20 protein-coding genes and 3 tRNA genes are annotated in these 16912 nt (G+C 69.9%); 6 read left to right on the plus strand and 17 right to left on the minus strand.

What is annotated here, in order from left to right:
* Nucleotides 1-20 precede the first annotated feature (20 nt).
* From AB0H62_RS02865 to rplJ, 3 genes are all read right to left on the minus strand, one after another.
* Nucleotides 21-266: a hypothetical protein gene (locus AB0H62_RS02865; protein WP_360583719.1), complete on the minus strand. Its 246-nt coding sequence runs from the start codon at nucleotides 264-266 to the stop codon at nucleotides 21-23.
* Nucleotides 267-427: 161 nt separating this feature from the next.
* A complete protein-coding gene (gene rplL / locus AB0H62_RS02870; RefSeq protein ID WP_220246057.1) occupies nucleotides 428-814 on the minus strand; it encodes a 50S ribosomal protein L7/L12 in 387 nt (128 codons plus the stop codon).
* Between the two features lie 54 nt (nucleotides 815-868).
* Entirely contained in the window at nucleotides 869-1423 is a 555-nt protein-coding gene (gene rplJ, locus AB0H62_RS02875; RefSeq protein WP_220246056.1) for a 50S ribosomal protein L10, read from the minus strand.
* Between the two features lie 559 nt (nucleotides 1424-1982).
* Between rplJ and AB0H62_RS02880 the strand changes: the two genes are divergently transcribed.
* Nucleotides 1983-2819 (plus strand): hypothetical protein, encoded by an 837-nt coding sequence (locus AB0H62_RS02880; RefSeq protein WP_220246055.1) that lies wholly within the window; start codon nucleotides 1983-1985, stop codon nucleotides 2817-2819.
* On the opposite strand, the gene AB0H62_RS02885 is transcribed toward AB0H62_RS02880, so the two are convergent.
* Nucleotides 2746-3252 (minus strand): IclR family transcriptional regulator C-terminal domain-containing protein, encoded by a 507-nt coding sequence (locus AB0H62_RS02885; RefSeq protein WP_360583722.1) that lies wholly within the window; start codon nucleotides 3250-3252, stop codon nucleotides 2746-2748. The two genes, AB0H62_RS02880 and AB0H62_RS02885, sit on opposite strands and share 74 nt — an antisense overlap.
* Between AB0H62_RS02885 and AB0H62_RS02890 the strand changes: the two genes are divergently transcribed.
* Complete coding sequence (locus AB0H62_RS02890) at nucleotides 3143-4054, plus strand: CoA transferase (protein ID WP_360583724.1); 912 nt, start codon at nucleotides 3143-3145, stop codon at nucleotides 4052-4054. The genes AB0H62_RS02885 and AB0H62_RS02890 overlap by 110 nt on opposite strands.
* On the opposite strand, the gene AB0H62_RS02895 is transcribed toward AB0H62_RS02890, so the two are convergent.
* From AB0H62_RS02895 to AB0H62_RS02920, 6 genes are all read right to left on the minus strand, one after another.
* Complete coding sequence (locus tag AB0H62_RS02895) at nucleotides 4006-4818, minus strand: alpha/beta hydrolase (RefSeq protein ID WP_360583726.1); 813 nt, start codon at nucleotides 4816-4818, stop codon at nucleotides 4006-4008. The genes AB0H62_RS02890 and AB0H62_RS02895 overlap by 49 nt on opposite strands.
* 70 nt (nucleotides 4819-4888) lie before the next feature.
* Entirely contained in the window at nucleotides 4889-5608 is a 720-nt protein-coding gene (gene rplA / locus AB0H62_RS02900; protein WP_220246051.1) for a 50S ribosomal protein L1, read from the minus strand.
* An 81-nt stretch (nucleotides 5609-5689) separates the two neighbouring features.
* Nucleotides 5690-6124: a 50S ribosomal protein L11 gene (rplK, locus tag AB0H62_RS02905; protein ID WP_220246050.1), complete on the minus strand. Its 435-nt coding sequence runs from the start codon at nucleotides 6122-6124 to the stop codon at nucleotides 5690-5692.
* Between the two features lie 80 nt (nucleotides 6125-6204).
* Complete coding sequence (gene nusG, locus AB0H62_RS02910; protein WP_220246049.1) at nucleotides 6205-7116, minus strand: transcription termination/antitermination protein NusG; 912 nt, start codon at nucleotides 7114-7116, stop codon at nucleotides 6205-6207.
* A 79-nt stretch (nucleotides 7117-7195) separates the two neighbouring features.
* The gene (gene secE / locus AB0H62_RS02915) at nucleotides 7196-7630 is read right to left on the minus strand and encodes a preprotein translocase subunit SecE (protein ID WP_220246048.1); all 435 of its coding nucleotides are present in this window, start codon (nucleotides 7628-7630) and stop codon (nucleotides 7196-7198) included.
* A gap of 32 nt (nucleotides 7631-7662) precedes the next feature.
* Nucleotides 7663-7735, minus strand: a tRNA-Trp gene (locus AB0H62_RS02920).
* Nucleotides 7736-8194: 459 nt separating this feature from the next.
* Here AB0H62_RS02920 and AB0H62_RS02925 point away from each other — a divergent pair.
* Nucleotides 8195-9100: a TIGR03619 family F420-dependent LLM class oxidoreductase gene (locus tag AB0H62_RS02925; protein WP_360583729.1), complete on the plus strand. Its 906-nt coding sequence runs from the start codon at nucleotides 8195-8197 to the stop codon at nucleotides 9098-9100.
* 57 nt (nucleotides 9101-9157) lie between these two features.
* The gene (locus AB0H62_RS02930; RefSeq protein ID WP_360583731.1) at nucleotides 9158-10060 is read left to right on the plus strand and encodes an SGNH/GDSL hydrolase family protein; all 903 of its coding nucleotides are present in this window, start codon (nucleotides 9158-9160) and stop codon (nucleotides 10058-10060) included.
* A 3-nt stretch (nucleotides 10061-10063) separates the two neighbouring features.
* Here the strand turns inward: AB0H62_RS02930 and AB0H62_RS02935 are convergent, their stop codons facing one another.
* The 6 genes from AB0H62_RS02935 to AB0H62_RS02960 all read right to left on the minus strand — a co-directional run bounded on the left by AB0H62_RS02935 (nucleotide 10064) and on the right by AB0H62_RS02960 (nucleotide 14273).
* Nucleotides 10064-10462, minus strand: coding sequence for a MaoC family dehydratase (locus AB0H62_RS02935; RefSeq protein WP_360583733.1), 399 nt, complete (start codon nucleotides 10460-10462; stop codon nucleotides 10064-10066).
* Complete coding sequence (locus AB0H62_RS02940) at nucleotides 10459-10908, minus strand: MaoC family dehydratase N-terminal domain-containing protein (protein WP_285970696.1); 450 nt, start codon at nucleotides 10906-10908, stop codon at nucleotides 10459-10461. Before AB0H62_RS02940 ends, AB0H62_RS02935 begins: the two co-directional genes overlap by 4 nt.
* Nucleotides 10909-11053: 145 nt before the next feature.
* Nucleotides 11054-11218 carry a 50S ribosomal protein L33 gene (rpmG, locus tag AB0H62_RS02945; protein WP_020668467.1) on the minus strand — a complete coding sequence of 55 codons (165 nt, stop codon included), beginning with the start codon at nucleotides 11216-11218 and terminating at the stop codon, nucleotides 11054-11056.
* Nucleotides 11219-11267: 49 nt separating this feature from the next.
* A tRNA-Met gene (locus AB0H62_RS02950) sits at nucleotides 11268-11340 on the minus strand.
* A gap of 147 nt (nucleotides 11341-11487) precedes the next feature.
* Nucleotides 11488-11560, minus strand: a tRNA-Thr gene (locus tag AB0H62_RS02955).
* A 79-nt stretch (nucleotides 11561-11639) separates the two neighbouring features.
* The gene (locus AB0H62_RS02960) at nucleotides 11640-14273 is read right to left on the minus strand and encodes an EAL domain-containing protein (protein WP_360583736.1); all 2634 of its coding nucleotides are present in this window, start codon (nucleotides 14271-14273) and stop codon (nucleotides 11640-11642) included.
* 252 nt (nucleotides 14274-14525) lie between these two features.
* On the opposite strand from AB0H62_RS02960, the gene AB0H62_RS02965 reads away from it, so the two are divergent.
* Complete coding sequence (locus AB0H62_RS02965) at nucleotides 14526-15464, plus strand: GNAT family N-acetyltransferase (RefSeq protein WP_360583738.1); 939 nt, start codon at nucleotides 14526-14528, stop codon at nucleotides 15462-15464.
* Here AB0H62_RS02965 and AB0H62_RS02970 read toward each other — a convergent pair.
* Nucleotides 15461-16021 carry a TetR/AcrR family transcriptional regulator gene (locus AB0H62_RS02970; RefSeq protein ID WP_360583740.1) on the minus strand — a complete coding sequence of 187 codons (561 nt, stop codon included), beginning with the start codon at nucleotides 16019-16021 and terminating at the stop codon, nucleotides 15461-15463. The genes AB0H62_RS02965 and AB0H62_RS02970 overlap by 4 nt on opposite strands.
* Between AB0H62_RS02970 and AB0H62_RS02975 the strand changes: the two genes are divergently transcribed.
* Nucleotides 16014-16907 (plus strand): MFS transporter, encoded by an 894-nt coding sequence (locus AB0H62_RS02975; protein WP_360583742.1) that lies wholly within the window; start codon nucleotides 16014-16016, stop codon nucleotides 16905-16907. The two genes, AB0H62_RS02970 and AB0H62_RS02975, sit on opposite strands and share 8 nt — an antisense overlap.
* The last annotated feature ends 5 nt before the right edge of the window (nucleotides 16908-16912 follow it).

A 16912-nucleotide genomic window follows, 5' to 3' on the forward strand; every position in this document is an offset into this window, starting at 1 on the left:
GATCGAGTGATTCGCTTCGGTCACTTGGACGCGATCACGATTCCGCAGATCACGGACGCGACGACGCCGAGCACGGCGATCGTGGTGAGCACGAGGACGTAGCGGCGGGTGGCGACCTGCTGGGCGAGCAGTTCGACGAGGAGGTGCTGCACGTAGGCCTGGTCCTGGCCCGCTTCGGCGGATTCCTTGAGTCGCTTCTGGACTTCTTCAGGGTGGAGGTCGCTGGTGGAGAAGTAGCGCGGCAAGGCGGCAGTGTCGTCGGTCATGGAGCGGCCCTTCTGATCGCGGTGGGTGGCGGTGTGCCGCACGGGAAGCCGCTCTGCCTGGCTTGACTGTTACGCGTCGTGATCAAAAGGAAAGGGGCGGGCATCCGAGTGGATGCCCGCCCCTTCACGAGGTGGTGCGGTAGGCGCTTGCGCGCCCGGGATCACTTGATGGTGATCTTGGCGCCGGCGGCCTCGAGCTTCTCCTTGGCGGCCGCAGCGGCCTCCTTGTCGACCTTCTCCAGGAGGGCCTTGGGAGCGGCCTCGACCAGCTCCTTGGCCTCCTTCAGGCCCAGACCGGAGACGACCTCGCGGACGACCTTGATGACCTGGATCTTCTTGTCACCGGCGGACTCGAGGACGACGTCGAACTCGTCCTGCTCCTCGGCTGCGGCCGGGGCGGCGCCGACCGGGCCGGCGGCGACGACGGCGGCCGGGGCGGCGGCGGTGACGTCGAAGGTGGTCTCGAACTCCTTCACGAAGTCCGACAGCTCAAGAAGGGTGAGCTCCTTGAAAGCGTCGATCAGCTCGGCGGTGCTCAGCTTCGCCATGATGGCTTCCTCTCAGAAAAAACGAACGAACTCGACGTTCGGGGTGGGGGTGGATCAGCTCTCGGCGGGTGCTTCGGCTGCTTCGGTACCGGTGGCGTTGCGCTGCTTCTCCTCCAGCGCGGCAGCCAGGCGGGCGACCTGGGACGCCGGCGCCTGGAACAGCGCGGCGGCCTGGGACAGCTTCGCCTTGAACGCGCCCGCTGCCTTGGAGAGCAGGACCTCACGGCTGTCGAGATCGGCGATCCTCGCGATCTCGTCCACGGACAGCGCTTTGCCGTCCATGTAGCCGCCCTTGATGACAAGCGCGTTGTTGTCCTTCGCGAAGTCGCGAAGCGCCTTCGCGGCGTCGACCGGCTCACCTTCGACGAAGGCGATCGCGGTGGCACCGACGAACAGGTCGTCCAGACCCTGGACACCGGCGTCCTCGGCGGCACGCTTCACGAGGGTGTTCTTCGCGACCCGGTACTTGGCACTGGTGCCGAGAGCGCGGCGCAGCTGAGACAGCTGGGACACGGAGAGGCCGGTGTACTGGGTAACGACTGTGGCCGAGCTGCTGCGGAAGCTCTCCGCGATCTCGGCGACGGCCGCCACCTTGTCGGGCTTCGCCATGGTCGCCTCCTCTCTTGGCTAGTGGATTCCACTGGTCCTTCGAGAGCCCTCTGAGACGAAAAAACGCCCACGCGCAGTCAGCACGGGGCGTTACACGGCGATTCCCCTGAGGGAGAGCCGAACCTCGTTCCTCCTGCGCGGGCCGCCCGCTCATCTCGCGGGACCTTCGTTCCGAGCGCCGTGGAGCACTCGGAAAACCAGCGGTCTTCGGTAGAACCGTCGACAACTATACGTGAAGGGTTTCCGGCCTTTCGCCCACCCCCCTGCCTGACCAGCGACAAGCCGCCCGGACTCGGGGATTCGCCGGCGAGCGGGCATCATTGGTGACGTGGCGGAGCAGCGTGATCACGGACAGCCGGACAACCCCACCGGCCCCGGCCCCCGACCTGCCGACGGCACGCAACCGGTTCCGGGCGGGTTGCCGCAGCCATCGGGGCAGTCTGGTTCTGGGCAGTCGGGTTCTGGGCAGTGGCCGGGTGCGGAGCAGCCTCCGGTGGCTGGGGTTCCGCAGTTGCCGTCGAGTTCACCGGCCGCCACGGAGTCCTCGCACCTTCCTGCGTTGCCCCAGCCGTCCCAGCCCGCTTCGGGCGAACCACCGCTGGATGCCGCGCAGCTGGAACAGTTCCGCCAGTTCCAGCAGTTCCAGGACTACCTCCGCTTCACCCAAGCCCAGCAAGGCAACCAACCGGCACCAACACCCGACGCCGGCCTGGTCCCCGCGGGCTCCCGCCAGCCGCAGACTCAGCCGGGCCGGCAGCCACCCGTACCTCCGGGGCCGCCGGGAGCGCTGGCGCCGTACGAGGAACCCCGCCGTCGCCGCCCGGTCCCCCGCTGGCTCAAGCGCCTCGGCGGGAAGATCCTGGGGTGGGTGATCGTGCTGGTGATCCTCGGTATCGCCGCCACGTGGGCCTACCGCCACTACTTCCCCAGCGACGACGGCAAGTCCTCCGCCCAGATCGCGGCCGAGGGCGGCGGGACCTACCACACGAACCACATCTTCTCGACGAACCCGTACGAGGCCGTCCGCTTCGTCTTCCACAACATCGCGCAGGGCCGGGTCGAAGACGCGTGCGGCCGGTTCGACGAGCCCGTCCAGACCAAGTTCGCCCAGGACGTCGGCCAGCCCGACTGCAAGGTGGCGGTCGAGAAGCTGCACGCGCAGGTCACCAACCAGAACGACTACGCCGAATCGCTGCCCTCGTACGTCTCCGGCGCCCCGCCCGCAGGCGTGGTGACCATCGACTCCTGCGACTACACCATCGCCGGCGGCCCGGCACTCGGCGTGTTCACCGTGTCCCAAGTGGACAAAGGTCAGTGGCTGATCACGGGCCACTCGCCGGGTCCGGAGAAGTGCGGGCCCCCGTCAGCCTCGAACTCCACTCCTCCAACGACCTGACCAGGTCAGGCAGCCGCGCAGCGACCACTTCGGACGGTGCGGCCAGCGCCGCGGCCGCCACCACGCGCCCCGACTCCGTGACGGGCACGGCCACCGCGGCCATCGTCTCCATGGCGTGCCCGGAGTCGACCACGGCGTAGCCCTGCGCACGGATCTCCGCCGCCTCCGCGAGGAGATCGACGCCCGCGCGGGTGTCGGGCTCCTGCGCCACCACCGCACGGCGGTCGGCCTCAGGTAGCGAAGCGAGCAACACGCGCCCAGCCGCCGTACGCGGGAGCGCGGAGCGAAGGGACCGGGAGAGCGCGTAGTCGAACGGCTCGTCCGTGCCGGCCCAGTCGACGTACACCGCGTTGTCGCCGACCTGCACCGCGAGCAGTGCCGCGCACCCGGCGGCCGCGCTCAGCTCGGACTGCAACGCCCAGGGCTTCCGCACCGACTCCGACCGCGCCGGACTCGCGGCCTACGACGAGATCGTGCAGGCGTCCTCCGGCATGGCCGACCTGATGCGCCGCGCGACCGGCAAGCCCACCTACGCGCCGACGATCCTCGCCGACAAGCTGTGCGCGCTCACCATCGTCTACTCCGTGCTCGCCGCCGTGGTGCACCAGCGCACGACCAGCCGCGGCCAGCGCGTGGAGGTGCCGATGGCCGACACGATGCTGGCGTTCAACCTCGTCGAGCACCTCGCCGGCCACACGTTCGAGCCTGCGATCGGCCCGATGGGCTTCAACCGGTCGATGACCGAGGGCCACCAGGCCGTGCGGACGGCCGACGGCTGGGCCTGCGTCCTGCCCTACACCGAGAAGAACATCGCCGACTTCTTCCGCGCCGCCGGCCGCGAAGACCTCGCCACCGACCCGCGGTTCGGCGACCCCGCCAGCCGCGCGAAGAACTACGGCGAGCTGTACGACGAGATCGGCAAGCTCTCCGTCGAAAAGACCACGGCGCAGTGGCAGAAGATCTGCGCCGAGCTGTCCATCCCGTTCGCACCGGTGCTGGAGCTGGAAGACGTGGAGACCGACCCGTACTACACGGGCAGCGGCCTCGTCTCGCTCGCCGAGCACCCGACGGAGGGCACGTACCGCCAGGTCGGGCCGCCGATGATCCTCTCCGACACGCCGCCGTCAGTGCGCCGCCACACGCCCGCGCGCGGTGAGCACACGAGCGAGCTGCTCGCTGAGCTCGGTTACGCCCGCGAGGAGATCGCGAACCTCGTCTCCCCCGTGTCCGCGTAGGCGAAGAAGTCGGCCAGTGCCAGGGCGAACGCGGGGTCCGCGACGGCCGTCATGTGGTCGCCCGGGACGCGCACGAGGCGGGCGCCCGCGATGCCGATGGCGAGGCGCTCAGGCTGGGCCGCGAGCTGGTCGCGTTCGCCGGCGAGGATCAGCGTGGGGACGGTGATCTCGGTCAGGGGGATGGACGTGCGGCGTGAGGCGCGCAGGACGGCGGCCAGGGCGTCGACGTCGCCGCCCGTGCGGCGGGCGAGGCGGCGGAAGGGGCGGACCTGGGCGGGGACGTCGGCGTGGTCGTCGGCGAGGAGGCCGTCGGCGAGCTGTTCCGGCTCGACCACGCGCGTGTCGACGCCGCCGAAGTCGATGATGCCCGCGCCGATGCCGCCGGTGGCCAGGCAGCGCACGCGTTTGTCCTTGGTGGCCACGATGAGGGCGACGATCGCGCCCATCGAGTAGCCGGCGAGGGAGACCTCGTCGAGGCCCAGCTCGTCGAGCAGGGCGGACACGTCGCGGGCCATCACGTCCTGGCCGTAGCAGGCCGGGTCGTGCGGTTTGTCCGACGCGCCGTGGCCGCGGGCGTCGAGGCCGATCACGGTGAACCCGGCTTCGACCAGGGTGCGCACGACACCGGTGCCGACCCAGTTCACCTGCGCGTCGGCCGCGAAGCCGTGCTGGAGCACGACGGGGCGACGGTGCCGGCCGTCGCCCTCCCACACCGTGTAGCTCAGGCGGAGCCCGTCGGGAGCGGTGAACGTCGTCGTCGGCATAGTGTCCATGAGACACGAAAAAAGGGCGGCCACGCACATTGCGTGACCGCCCTTTCGCGTGATGTGCGACTCAGACGGCCGCGTCCTCGCTGAGGAGGTTGCGCGTCCGCAGCGGGTCGACCGGGATGCCCGGGCCCATCGTGGTGGTGAAGGTGATCTTCTTGACGTAGCGGCCCTTCGCCGACGACGGCTTGGCCCGCAGGATCTCGTCCAGCGCGGCCGCGTAGTTCTCCACCAGCTTCTCGGTGTCGAACGACGCCTTGCCGATCACGAGGTGCAGGTTGGCCTGCTTGTCGACGCGGAAGTTGATCTTACCGCCCTTGATGTCCTGCACGGCCTTCGTGACCGCGGGGGTCACCGTGCCGGTCTTCGGATTCGGCATCAGGCCACGCGGGCCGAGGATGCGGGCGATGCGGCCCACCTTGGCCATCTGGTCCGGCGTCGCGATGGCGGCGTCGAAGTCGAGCCAGCCACCCTGGATGCGCTCGATCAGCTCGTCCGTGCCGACCGCGTCCGCACCGGCGGCCTCGGCCTCGGCGGCCTTGTCGCCGACGGCGAAGACGATGACGCGAGCGGTCTTACCGGTACCGTGCGGCAGGTTCACGGTGCCGCGGACCATCTGGTCGGCCTTGCGCGGGTCGACACCGAGACGCATCGCGACCTCGACGGTCGCGTCCATCTTGGTCTTGGAGGTCTCCTTCGCCAGCTTCGCGGCCTCGAGCGGAGCGTAGAGACGCTCCTTGTCGATCAGCTCGGCAGCCTGGCGGTAGGCCTTGCTGTGCTTGGTCATGCTTCTGTCCTTACTTAGTCAAAACGGATCAGTGTGGTGACGAGCCAGCACTGGCTCTCCCACGGTGTTGCTTGAGGAGCTTCAGCCCTCGACCGTGATGCCCATGGAGCGGGCGGTACCGGCGATGATCTTCGCCGCCTGGTCGATGTCGTGGGCGTTGAGGTCGGACTCCTTGGTCTTGGCGATCTCGCGGACCTGGTCCCAGGTGACCTTGGCGACCTTGGTCTTGTGCGGCTCGCCGGAGCCCTTCTCCACGCCCGCGGCCTTGAGCAGCAGCCTGGCGGCCGGCGGCGTCTTCAGCTTGAAGTCGAACGACCGGTCTTCGTACACGGAGATCTCGACCGGGACGACGTCCCCGCGCTGCGACTCGGTCGCGGCGTTGTAGGCCTTGCAGAACTCCATGATGTTGACGCCGTGCTGGCCCAGCGCCGGGCCGACCGGCGGCGCGGGGTTGGCCGCACCGGCCTTGATCTGCAGCTTGATGATCGCCGCAAGCTTCTTCTTCTTGGGTGGCATTACCTTGTGTCCTTCTTACTGACGTGAGTCCCCCGCACACCTGCCAGTACGCGGGGACTGCCGGTCGGTATTCCCGACCGTCAGATCTTGGAGACCTGGGTGAACGAGAGCTCGACCGGGGTCTCCCGGCCGAAGATCGACACCAGGACCTTCAGCTTCTGTCCGTCGACGTTGACCTCGGAGATCGTCGCGGGCAGCGTGGCGAACGGGCCGTCCATGACGGTGACCGACTCGCCGATCTCGAAGTCGACCTCGACAGCGCCGCCACCGGACGGCGTCGACGCCGCGGCGGCCTCGCCCTTGCCGGCCTTCGCCGGGGCTTCCTTCTCGACCTGCGGCGCGAGGAACTTCAGCACCTCGTCCACGGTGAGCGGCGACGGGCGCGAGGTCGCGCCGACGAACCCGGTGACACCCGGCGTGTTGCGCACCGCGCTCCACGAGGCGTCGTTCAGATCCATCCGGACCAGGATGTAGCCGGGCAGCACCTTGCGCTGCACCTGCTTGCGCTGGCCGTTCTTGATCTCGGTGACCTCTTCGGTCGGAACCTCGATCTGGAAGATGTAGTCCTCGACGTCCAGCGTCGTGGTACGGGTCTCGAGGTTCGTCTTGACCTTGTTCTCGTACCCGGCGTAGCTGTGCACGACGTACCACTCGCCCGGCGCGGCCATCAGCTCGGCGCGCAGCGTGGCGACGGGGTCGTCGGACTCGGCGGCCGGCTCGGACTCGGCGGCTTCGTCGGCCACGGCGTCGGCCACGCTGTCGTCAGCCTCGGTGTCGTCAGCCGTGTCGGCGTCGTCAGCCTCGGTGTCGGCTTCGTCGTCGGCGCTCTCGTCAGCGCTGTCTTCGACGGCTGCGTCGACCTCTTCGCCGGCGTCGGGCACCTCGACGGGCTCGAGGTGAGCGGACTCCTCGTCGCCGAGTGCCGCGTGCACCTGCTCGTCGGAAAGCTCGGTCAGGTCGCGACCGGCCTCTGTGCCGTTGTCGGAGGTCACGTTCCGTCCTCTCAGTTGATCACTTGCCGGGCTCGGGCAGGCCGGCCCGCGCGGCGCACGGTGGCGCGCGCCTCCGGCCTCAGCCGAAGACCAGCCCGATGACCTGCTTGAAGGCCAGGTCGAGGCCGCTCACGAGGGCCACCATGAACACCACGAACACCAGCACGACCGCGGTGTAGGTGACCATCTGCTTGCGGTTGGGCCAGATGACCTTGCGCAGCTCTGCCCAGACCTCGCGGACGAACCGCATGATCCGCGCGAAGGGCGACGCCTTCTTCGGCTTCTGGTCCCGCTTCGGGGTCGGCGCGCCCTTGGCGTCGGCGGGCTTCGCGACCTTGTCGCCCGCCTTGCCGGACGGCCTTGTGCCGCCCGAACGCGCCTCGGACTTGCCGGACGGGCGGGCGGAAGCGCGGCGCTCACGCCGAGCCGCGGCGGTCGCCGGGCGGGACTCGACCCCGGGCTTCTTGCCCGACTCGTCCTGCTCGTGCTCGCCGCTGGCGTCGCTGTCGCTCACGACCACTCCTCCGCTCCACCAGTACCCGTACGCAGGGGTGACAGGACTTGAACCTGCAACCTGCGGTTTTGGAGACCGCTGCTCTGCCAATTGAGCTACACCCCTGTGGAACCTGGTCACCCAGGCTCCGGAGGACGCATTCCATCGTCCCCACCATCCGGCGGGGATGACCGTAGTGCGTTCCGAGTTCCGAAGTCTACGGCAAGCCGGATCGAGGCCCGCAACCGCGCCCCCCTCGTTAGTCGGGTGCCCCCGCACCGACCCCCCGAGTCCCTGCTCCAGCGCGCCGGGAACGTGACCGGCGAGCGCCGCCGAGCCGTGCCAGGATGGCCGCATGCGCCCGTCCGCGATTAATCGGGAAACAACCCTCCGCACGGTGGTCAACGCGGATTCCGCGGTCGTTCATCCCGTACTCGCGAGGCACTTCGGAAGCCGCCGGAAAACCTTGCCGCACCGGGGAAATTCCGGCGCCCCGGCCGAGAATCCGGTGATCCCCAGCGAGGTCCCCGGTTCGACGCGCGATCTTCGTTGCCCCGCAAGAAAAGTCGTCCCCGAGGAGGCCCGGTGACCGCGTTGCGACTCGGACTCGCCCTGCCGCAGTACGGCAAGCTCGCCGACCCCACTGCCATCGCCGGATTCGCCGCTGCGGCCGAAGAGCTCGGCTACGCTTCGCTGTGGGTCGGTGACCGTGTGCTCACCCCGCTTGAGCCCTCGGACCTGTACCCAGGAGGCGGCACGCCGGAGCGGCCGTACCCGCCGGAGTTCATCCACTTCGTCGACCCGTTCGTCGCGCTGACGGCCGCCGCCGGCGCCACGAAGACCGCGCGGCTGGGCATGAGCACGCTCTCGGCGCCCGTCTACGCGCCCGTGCTGTTGGCCCGGACGCTCACGTCGCTCGACCTGCTCTCCGGCGGCCGCCTCGACGCCGGGTTCGGCCTCGGCTGGCTGCGCGACGAGTACACCGCCGCCGGCGTGCCGTGGGCCGGGCGTGGCGGGCGCCTCGACGAGCTGATCGAGGTCCTGCGCACGCTCTGGACCGCCGACCCCGCGGGCCACGACGGCGAGCGCTGGCAGATCCCGGAGTCGCACGTCGGGCTGCGGCCCACGCAGAACCCGCACCCGCCGATCCTGCTCGGCGGCATGTCCGAACGCGCCCTGCGCCGCGTCGGAACGAGCGCCGACGGCTGGCTCCCGACGCTGCTGCCCCCGCAGTACCTCCACCGGATGTGGGCGGTGATCGCCGACGCCGCCACCAAAGCCGGCCGCGACCCGGCAACGCTGCGGCGTCCGCTGCGCGTCAACCCGCGCGAGGGCACGCCCGTGGTGACGGTGACCGACCTCGCGTCGGCGCTGAAGGGTGCCGCAGACGAGGGGTTCACCGAGGCGTTCGTGGACCTGCACTACATCGCCGACGGGGTCGAGCACGCGCTGGAGCTGGCCGACCAGCTGCGCGCCGCCGTGGACCGGTAGGGGTCTCACCCGGATACCCGTCGTCACGCGGGGTCGCGGACCGGTAGAAACGATCAGGTGGCGGCGAAGAAGAGCGGCGGATGCGGGTTGCTGATCCTGGTGGTCGTGGTCGCGCTGCTCGGGGTGGGGTACTACAAGTCGAAGCATGGTTCGTCGACCGAGCCGCCGGCCGGCGCCGGCACCGGGGGTGGCACGGGCCGTTACGTGGCGCTCGGCGACTCGTACACCTCCGCGCCGCGCACGGGGAAGGCGGCGGGCACGCCCGCGGGCTGCGACCGTTCGGACGACAACTACCCGCACCTGGTGGCCGCGAAGATCAAGCCGGCGCAGTTCGTGGACGTCAGCTGCAGCGGCGCCACCACGGCGGACCTCACGGGCTCCCAGTCGACCCACAACGGCACGAACCCGCCGCAGCTGGACTCCGTGACGTCGGCGACCACGCTCGTGACCCTGGGCATCGGGGGCAACGACGTCGGGTTCATTTCGCTGGCGCCCAGCTGTGCCACCTCGCACCGCGACGGCGCGCCCTGCCACGACCGGCTCACCGCGGGCGGGCACGACCAGATCTCCGACCGCATCGACGCCGTGGCGGGCAAGCTCGGCGCGGTGCTCGACCAGATCCACACCAAGGCCCCGAAGGCCCGCGTGGTCGTGGTCGGCTACCCCACCGTGCTACCCGACGGCGACGGCTGCTGGCCCGCGATCCCCGTCGGCTCGGGCGATGTCGCGTACTTGCGTGACTCGCTGAAGCACCTCAACGACGTGCTCGAAGAGCAGGCCAGAACCCACAACGCGGGCTATGCCGACACGGCCGGGCCGAGCAAGGGCCACGACGTGTGCACGAGCTCGGGCACGCGCTGGGTGGAGGGCCTGGTGCCGACGTCGGCCGCGGCCCCGCTGCACCCCAACGCGCGGGGTGAAGCGGGGATGGCGACGGCCGTCGAGTCGGTGGTGAGCTGAGCGTCAGGCGCGGATGAGCGCCTGCGGCTTGCCCAGCACGGTCTTGCCGTCGAACTTCACGACCAGGTCCACGCGGGCGACGCCGTCTTCCGAGATCGCGCCGACCTTGCCCGTCATCTCCACGAGGGCGCCCTCGGCGTCGTCGGTTACCGCCACGGGGCGGGTGAAGCGGGCGCTGAAGTCCAGCAGGCGCGAGGGGTCGCCGAGCCAGTCGCTGACAACGCGCCCGGCCAGCGCCATGGTGAGCATGCCGTGGGCGATCACGTCGGGCAGGCCGACTTCCTTGGCGAAACGCTCGTTCCAGTGGATCGGGTTGAAGTCCAGCGCGGCGCCCGCGTAGCGGACCAGCTGCTCACGCGTGACGCGCACCTGCAGCGAGGGCAGTTCGTCGCCGACGTTCACGCGTCCTCCCCTCGCACCACGAGCTGCGCGCGGGTGGTGCAGACCAGCTTGCCGTCGGCGTCGGTGATCCGGGCGCTGACGTTGATGAAGTCGTTGCCGGCGCGGGCCATGATGTTCTCGATGGTCGCGCCGATCTCCAGCACGTCGCCCGCGTGCACGGGACGCTCGTAGGTGAAGCCCTGGTCGCCGTGGACCATGCGCGAGTAGTCGAGCCCGAGCTCCGGGTCGGCCACGATCCCGTTGACCTTGGGCAGGTTCAGGAGCGTGAGGAACGTCGGCGGCGCGACCACGTCCGGGAAACCGGCCGCGCGGGCCGCCTCCGGGTCGCGGTAGATCGGGTTGGGGTCTCCGATCGCCTCGGCGAACTCAAGGATCTTCTCGCGGCTCACCGCGTACTTTCCGGCGGGCGGGTAGCTCCGCCCGGCGAACGACTGGTCCAAAGGCACCCGCTGAGGCTAGCCGACCCGAGCCGGTGGTCCGAGAGGTCCCCGGACGGGCCCAGCGCCGGTCCTCAACTGGCCCTGAACAGCGAAAAGCCGCCCCGGCACTGGGCCGGGACGGCTGTTCGAAGCTGGACGAGAACCGCTAACGTCAGCGGGTCTCTTTGTGAGTCCGGTGCGTACCGCAGTTCGGGCAGAACTTCTTCATCTCCAAGCGGTCCGGGTCGTTGCGCCGGTTCTTCTTGGTGATGTAGTTGCGGTGCTTGCACTCCTCGCACGCCAGCGTGATCTTGGGTCGCACGTCGGTGGCAGCCACAGCGTTTCCTTCTCTCTCAGATCCGGGGGCCAGCCCCGTCGTTACCGCGTAGCGGTGGCCGGACTTGAACCGGCGACACAGCGATTATGAGCCGCTTGCTCTGCCAACTGAGCTACACCGCCATAACCAACGCCCACCCTGCCGACTCGACCCGTGGGGGTCCAGGGGGCGGAGCCCCTTGGCGGGGGTCTGGGGGTTCGACCCCCAGATGGACGCCGCGAAGCGAGCTAGGCTTGCGATTTCCACAAGCATAGCTCGCCATACTCGCGAGCCCCTTTACGGAATCGAACCGTAGACCTTCTCCTTACCATGGAGACGCTCTGCCGACTGAGCTAAAGGGGCCTGCCTCTTGCGAGGGCTTGAAAAGATTACCAAGGGGGTTCACCCGTGCGTGCACGAGGGGTCCCCTTACCGCGAAACCTCAGGTCAGCAGGGTCAAGACCGTCTCCGAGTGCCGGCCCGGCGACCGCGCCGTACGGGCCTGCAGCCAGGCCTCAAGACGGTCCTCGGGCAGCGGGCGCGAGATCAAGTATCCCTGGGCAACGTCACACCCCATTGCCTCCAGCTGGTCGCGCGCGACGTCCTCCTCGACGCCCTCCGCGACCACCGTCAGGCCCAGCGAGTGACCCAGCTCGACGATCGAACGCACCACGGCCAGGTCACCGAGGTCGGTGCCCATGCCGAGCACGAAGCTCTTGTCGATCTTCACCTGATCCACCGGCAGCTGCCGCAGGTACGCGAGCGACGAGTAGCCCGTGCCGAAGTCGTCCACGGCCAGCACGATGCCCAGCGAGTGCAGCTCCCGCAGGATCGGCAGGGCCTTCTGCGGGTCGGACATCACACCGGACTCGGTGAGCTCGAACGTGAGCAGCTCGGGCGGCACGTCGTAGCGCTCCAGCTCGCGCTGGACCTTCGCCGGGAAGTCCTCGTCCGCCAGGTTGCGCACGGACAGGTTCACGGCCGCGGAGATGCGCAGGCCCTCGTCGAGCCACTTGCGCACGCGCTTGAGTGAGGCTTCGAGCACGAACGACGTCAGCACGCCGATGAGGCCGGCCGCCTCGATGGCGGGCACGAACTCGTCGGGGCCGAGCCGGCCGAACTCCGGGTGCACCCAGCGCACCAGCGCCTCGACGCCCTGCACCTGACGGTTCGGCAGCGTGATCTTCGGCTGGTAGTGGACGGACACGTGCCCGTCCTCCAGCGACTGCCGGAACTGCGTCACCATCTGGAAGCGGCGCAGGAAGATCTGGCCCATGCTCGGCACGTAGCCGCGCACCTCTTCGCCGCCGCGAGTGGCCCGCACGGCGACGTCGGCGCGCTGCAGCAGGCCGTCGACGTCCACGGGCTCGCCGCCGTCCTCGGTGGAGGTGGTGGCGTAGCCGATCATCGCGTTGGCCTCGACCGAAAGCCGGTCGACGGGGTAGGGCGCCGAAAGCTGCACGCGCAGGCGTTCGGCCGCGGCGTGGGCGTTTTCCGACGTGCAGCCCACGAGCAGGGCGGCGAACGACGCGCCCTCCAGGCGGGCGAGCGGCACGTCCGGACCCAGCGCGTCGCGGATCCGGCGGCCGGCGGCGATCACCATGCGGTCGGCCCACGAGTAGCCCAGGGCGTCGCTGACGGTCGAGAAGACGTCGAGGTCGATGCGCAGCACCACGGCGTTGGCGAAGTCGCGCAGCGGCTCCTTGGCGACCTGCTGGAAGCCCGGCCGGTTGAGGTGGCCGGTGAGCGGGTCGTGGTAGGCGTCGTGGCGCAGGGTCGCGAGCAGGCGCCGGTTGTCGAGCGACGTCGCGAGGTGGCTGGCCATCGTGCCGAGCAGCTGCACGTCGTACTTGCCGAAGCCGCGCCAGCGGGAGAGCCGGTCGTGGGCCTCGACGACACCGAGCAGCTGGTTGGCACTGCGCAGCGGCACCACGAGCGCCTCCTGCGCGCCGCGGTTGAGCAGCGCCGCGCGGACGTCGGGGTTGGCCTCGGTGATGCGGAAGTGGCGCACGTGGGCGCCGGGCAGGCGCTGCAGCGGGTCGTCGGCGTTCGGGTCCACGGGCGGCAGCTCGTCGCCGGCCACGACCACGCGCATGGTGTCCTTGGCCTCCAGGCGCAGCCGCAGCACGACGCGGCCGGCGGCCAGCTGGTCCTTGATCCGCTCGGCGATCGTGGCCCACTCGCGCACGTCGACGCCGCCCACGAGCTCGTCGGCGCGCCCGGCCGGACGCGCGGCGGCCTGCTGGCCCGAGCGCGCGACCATGAGGCTCACGTCGGACAGCGCCTCCATGTCCCGCTGCTCGCGCAGCAGGTCGGAGTAGGCCCAGTACAGCGCGGTCAGCCCGAGGAACACGGCCAGCACCAACGGCCACGCCTGCGGGGTGTTCGCGATCACGAGGTAGCCGCTCAGGCCCACCGACGCGTTCACGAAGCCCACCACGAGGATGCGGCCGGTGAGGCGGATCGCGGTGCTCACGCGCATGCGGCGGCGCAGCACGCGCACGGCGGCCAGCGCCAGCAGCGTGCTCACCAGCGGCGCGGTGAGCGTGCCCGCCAAGGCGGCGACCCACGGCATGGCCTCGCCGCCGCCCACGGCCTGCTTGACGAGCCCGGCGACGGCGAACGCGCCGGTGATCTCGAGCAGGAACGCGCCCGCGTTGTAGAGGACGCGACCGGCGACCTTGCGGGCCAGCAGCGTGCCGATGCCCGCGACGAGGTGCGCGGCCAGCACGACCTCGAACGGAGCGACGAAGAAACCGATTACCAGCGGAATTTCTGTGAACGAGATCGTCCACGAAATGCCGCTTCGGACGTCGACGTTGATGCCCAGCTGTTCGGCGAGCAGGAACGCGAGCGCCAGCACTGGTCCGATCCACCAGAGCTTGGCCGAGCCGTGGAAAGGTAACCAAGAACCGACCGCGAACGCGGTGATCAGACCCAGGCCGAGAACGGCGAAGGTGAATATGCGGAACCGGCGTTCGTCCGTGCGGGCCTCGGTGAAGGTCCCGGAAACGGCGCCCCCCTTGGCCTGTTTCGCCGCTGGAGCGGCATCAGGCCTGCCGTTGCTGTCCGGCATCCGACCTTCCTTCCCGGCTGCCCACCGGTCGCGCTCGTCAGTGACGTCAGGTGTGGACAAGGGCCATACCGTACCCCGGAGGGCGTACCCGTGTCCCTTTCGAGACAGTAGGAGATCACCCCAGGGTTAACAATGGGCTTGTGGCGCTGACCAGCGTGGACCAAGGAGTGAAACTCCCCGTTCGTGCCTGATCTGACGCCGTGGGGTGTGTTCAGGGGTTCTGCCGAGTCCCGCGGGGCGACAATGAAGTACATGCACAACGACGTGACAGCCACCGGGCACGCGGCGCGGATCGCCACGGTGGACGCGCTGCTCCCCGCGCCCCTCCCCTTCGAAGTCCACGACGACGCCACCCTCCTGTCGGCGCAGGTCGGAGACACGAGGGCCGCCGGTCTGGCCACCAGCACCGAGCTCGGCCCCGACAGCTCCCAGTCCATCTGGCGGGCCCTGACCGAGCACCGGCTCGAGGTCCAGCTCGCCGGCCCGGACCCCGCCGCCGGCCTCGACGCGTTGCTCACTCGATGGGATGAACACCTGTCGACCATCGCCCGCCCGGGGGATCCCGAGTGCGCGGCCGTGGTCTCCCGGCCCAGCCGTGACACCGCCGGCGTGACCGAAATGCTGCGCCACGGCTTCGCCCCCGTCGGCGTGATCGCCGTCCGCCCGGCCCAGCGCATGGCCGCCTCGGGCCCCACCACGACCCCCGGCGTCTGCATCCGCCACGCCACGCCGGACGACCTCGACACAGCCATGTGCCTGATGCTGGAGCTGCAGCGGTACGACGCTCAGTTCGGCAAGGTGACCGTGCGCCCGGGCATCGAGGAACTCGTGGGCAAGGGGCTGCTGCGCCAGCTCGAACGGCCGGAATCCCAGGTGTGGATCGCGGAGCTGTACGGCAAGGCGCTCGGCATGGTCGTGCTCCAGATGCCCGACGAGACGGCGTGGATCCAGCACCGCGTGGCCGCTTCGCGGATCGGGTACCTGTCTTCGCTGGCAGTCGCGGAGGCCGCGCGGTCGGCTGGTGTGGGTACGGCGCTGGCGGCGCACGCGCACCAGGTGTTCGACGAGGCCGGGGCGGATGTCGTGCTGCTGCACACGGCGGTGCCGAACCCGCGGTCGACGCCGTTTTGGTACGCGCAGGGGTACCGGCCGTTGTGGACGGGGTGGCAGCGGAGGCCTGCGGTGCGCTAGTTCGTGGCGTGGTGGCGGACGAGTGGCAGGAAGAGCTCGTCCACCAGGATTTCGACGTCGGGCACCGTGCGCTTGGTGATCATCTCGTAGCGCACGAGGACCGCGGGCATCCGCAGGACCGTGTCGGGGATGTGGCCCGTCCCGATCTCCCCGCGTTCGGCCGCGCGCCGGACGATGCGCTCGAAGACGTCGGGCACGGTCGTCGCGAGGGCCTCCGGTAGCTCGGCCAGCTCGCTGAGCAACCCGGTCATCACGTCGATCCCGACCAGCACGATGCGGTCGGCGATGGCCTGCAGGGTGGCCAGGACGTCCTGGCGGAGCTCCCCCGTGTCCGGCACGACGTCGGCGATCGAGCCGACGTGCGCACGCACCGCGGCGTGCACGAGCGCCGCCCGGTTGGGCCACCGCCGGTACAACACGGCGCGGCTGGTGCCGGCGGCTTTGGCGACGGCGTCGATGGTGAAGCCGTCGTAGCCGGTGCGGTTGAGCTCGGTCCAGGCGGCTTCGACAAGGGCTTCTTCGAGGACCGCGCCCCTTCTCCGTTGTGCAGTGCTCACCCTCGCGAAGATACACGTGTATCTTAATCTCGATAAGATACACGTGTATCTAATGGGGGCGATCGTGGAGGAGAAGCTCGAACCGCTCGGGTGGCCGCTCGTGCGGCTGGCGCTGGTGATCGTGCTCGGCGGAGTCGCACCACTGGTGGACACGACAATCGTGAACGTCGCGCTGCCCACCGTCGCCGCCGATTTCGGAGTGGGCACGGCGGCGATCCAGTGGGTTTCGACCGGGTACCTGCTGGCGCTGGGGGTAGCGATCCCCGTGACTTCGTGGGCGACGAGCCGGTTCGGCGCGGCGCGGTTGTGGCTGGCCGGGCTGGCGGTGTTCCTCGCCGGCTCCGCGCTGTCGGGGCTGTCGTGGAACCTGGGCAGCCTGGTCGCGTTCCGCGTGCTGCAAGGTGTGGGCGCCGGCGTGCTGCTGCCGGTGCTGCAGACGATCCTGGTTCGGGCGGCGGGGCCGGCGAAGACGGCGCGATTGCTGACGATCGTGATGCTGGTGAGCGTGATCGCGCCCATCGCCGGGCCGCTCGTCGGCGGCGTGATCGTCGCCGGCGGGAGCTGGCGCTGGCTGTTCGCGATCAACGTTCCGCTGTGCCTGACGGCGATCGTGCTGGCGCGGCGGTTCGTTCCGATGGACTCCGCCGACCGCCGGAGCCGGCTGGATCTGCCGGGGCTGGGTTTGCTGGCGCCGGCGGTGGTCGCGTTGTTGTTCGCTCTCAACGATGCGGCGTCGGGGAGCGGGTTCGTGGTGCCGTTGAGTGTGGGGGTCGTGCTGCTCGGCGGGTTCGCGGGTTGGAGCCTGCGCCGGGGTGAGCGTGCGTTGATTCCGGTGCGGCTGTTCGCCAACCGGGCGTTCGCGCTTCGGCCGCGGTGTTGTTTCTGACCGGA

Source organism: Amycolatopsis sp. NPDC050768 (assembly GCF_040654155.1).
GTDB lineage: Bacteria > Actinomycetota > Actinomycetes > Mycobacteriales > Pseudonocardiaceae > Amycolatopsis.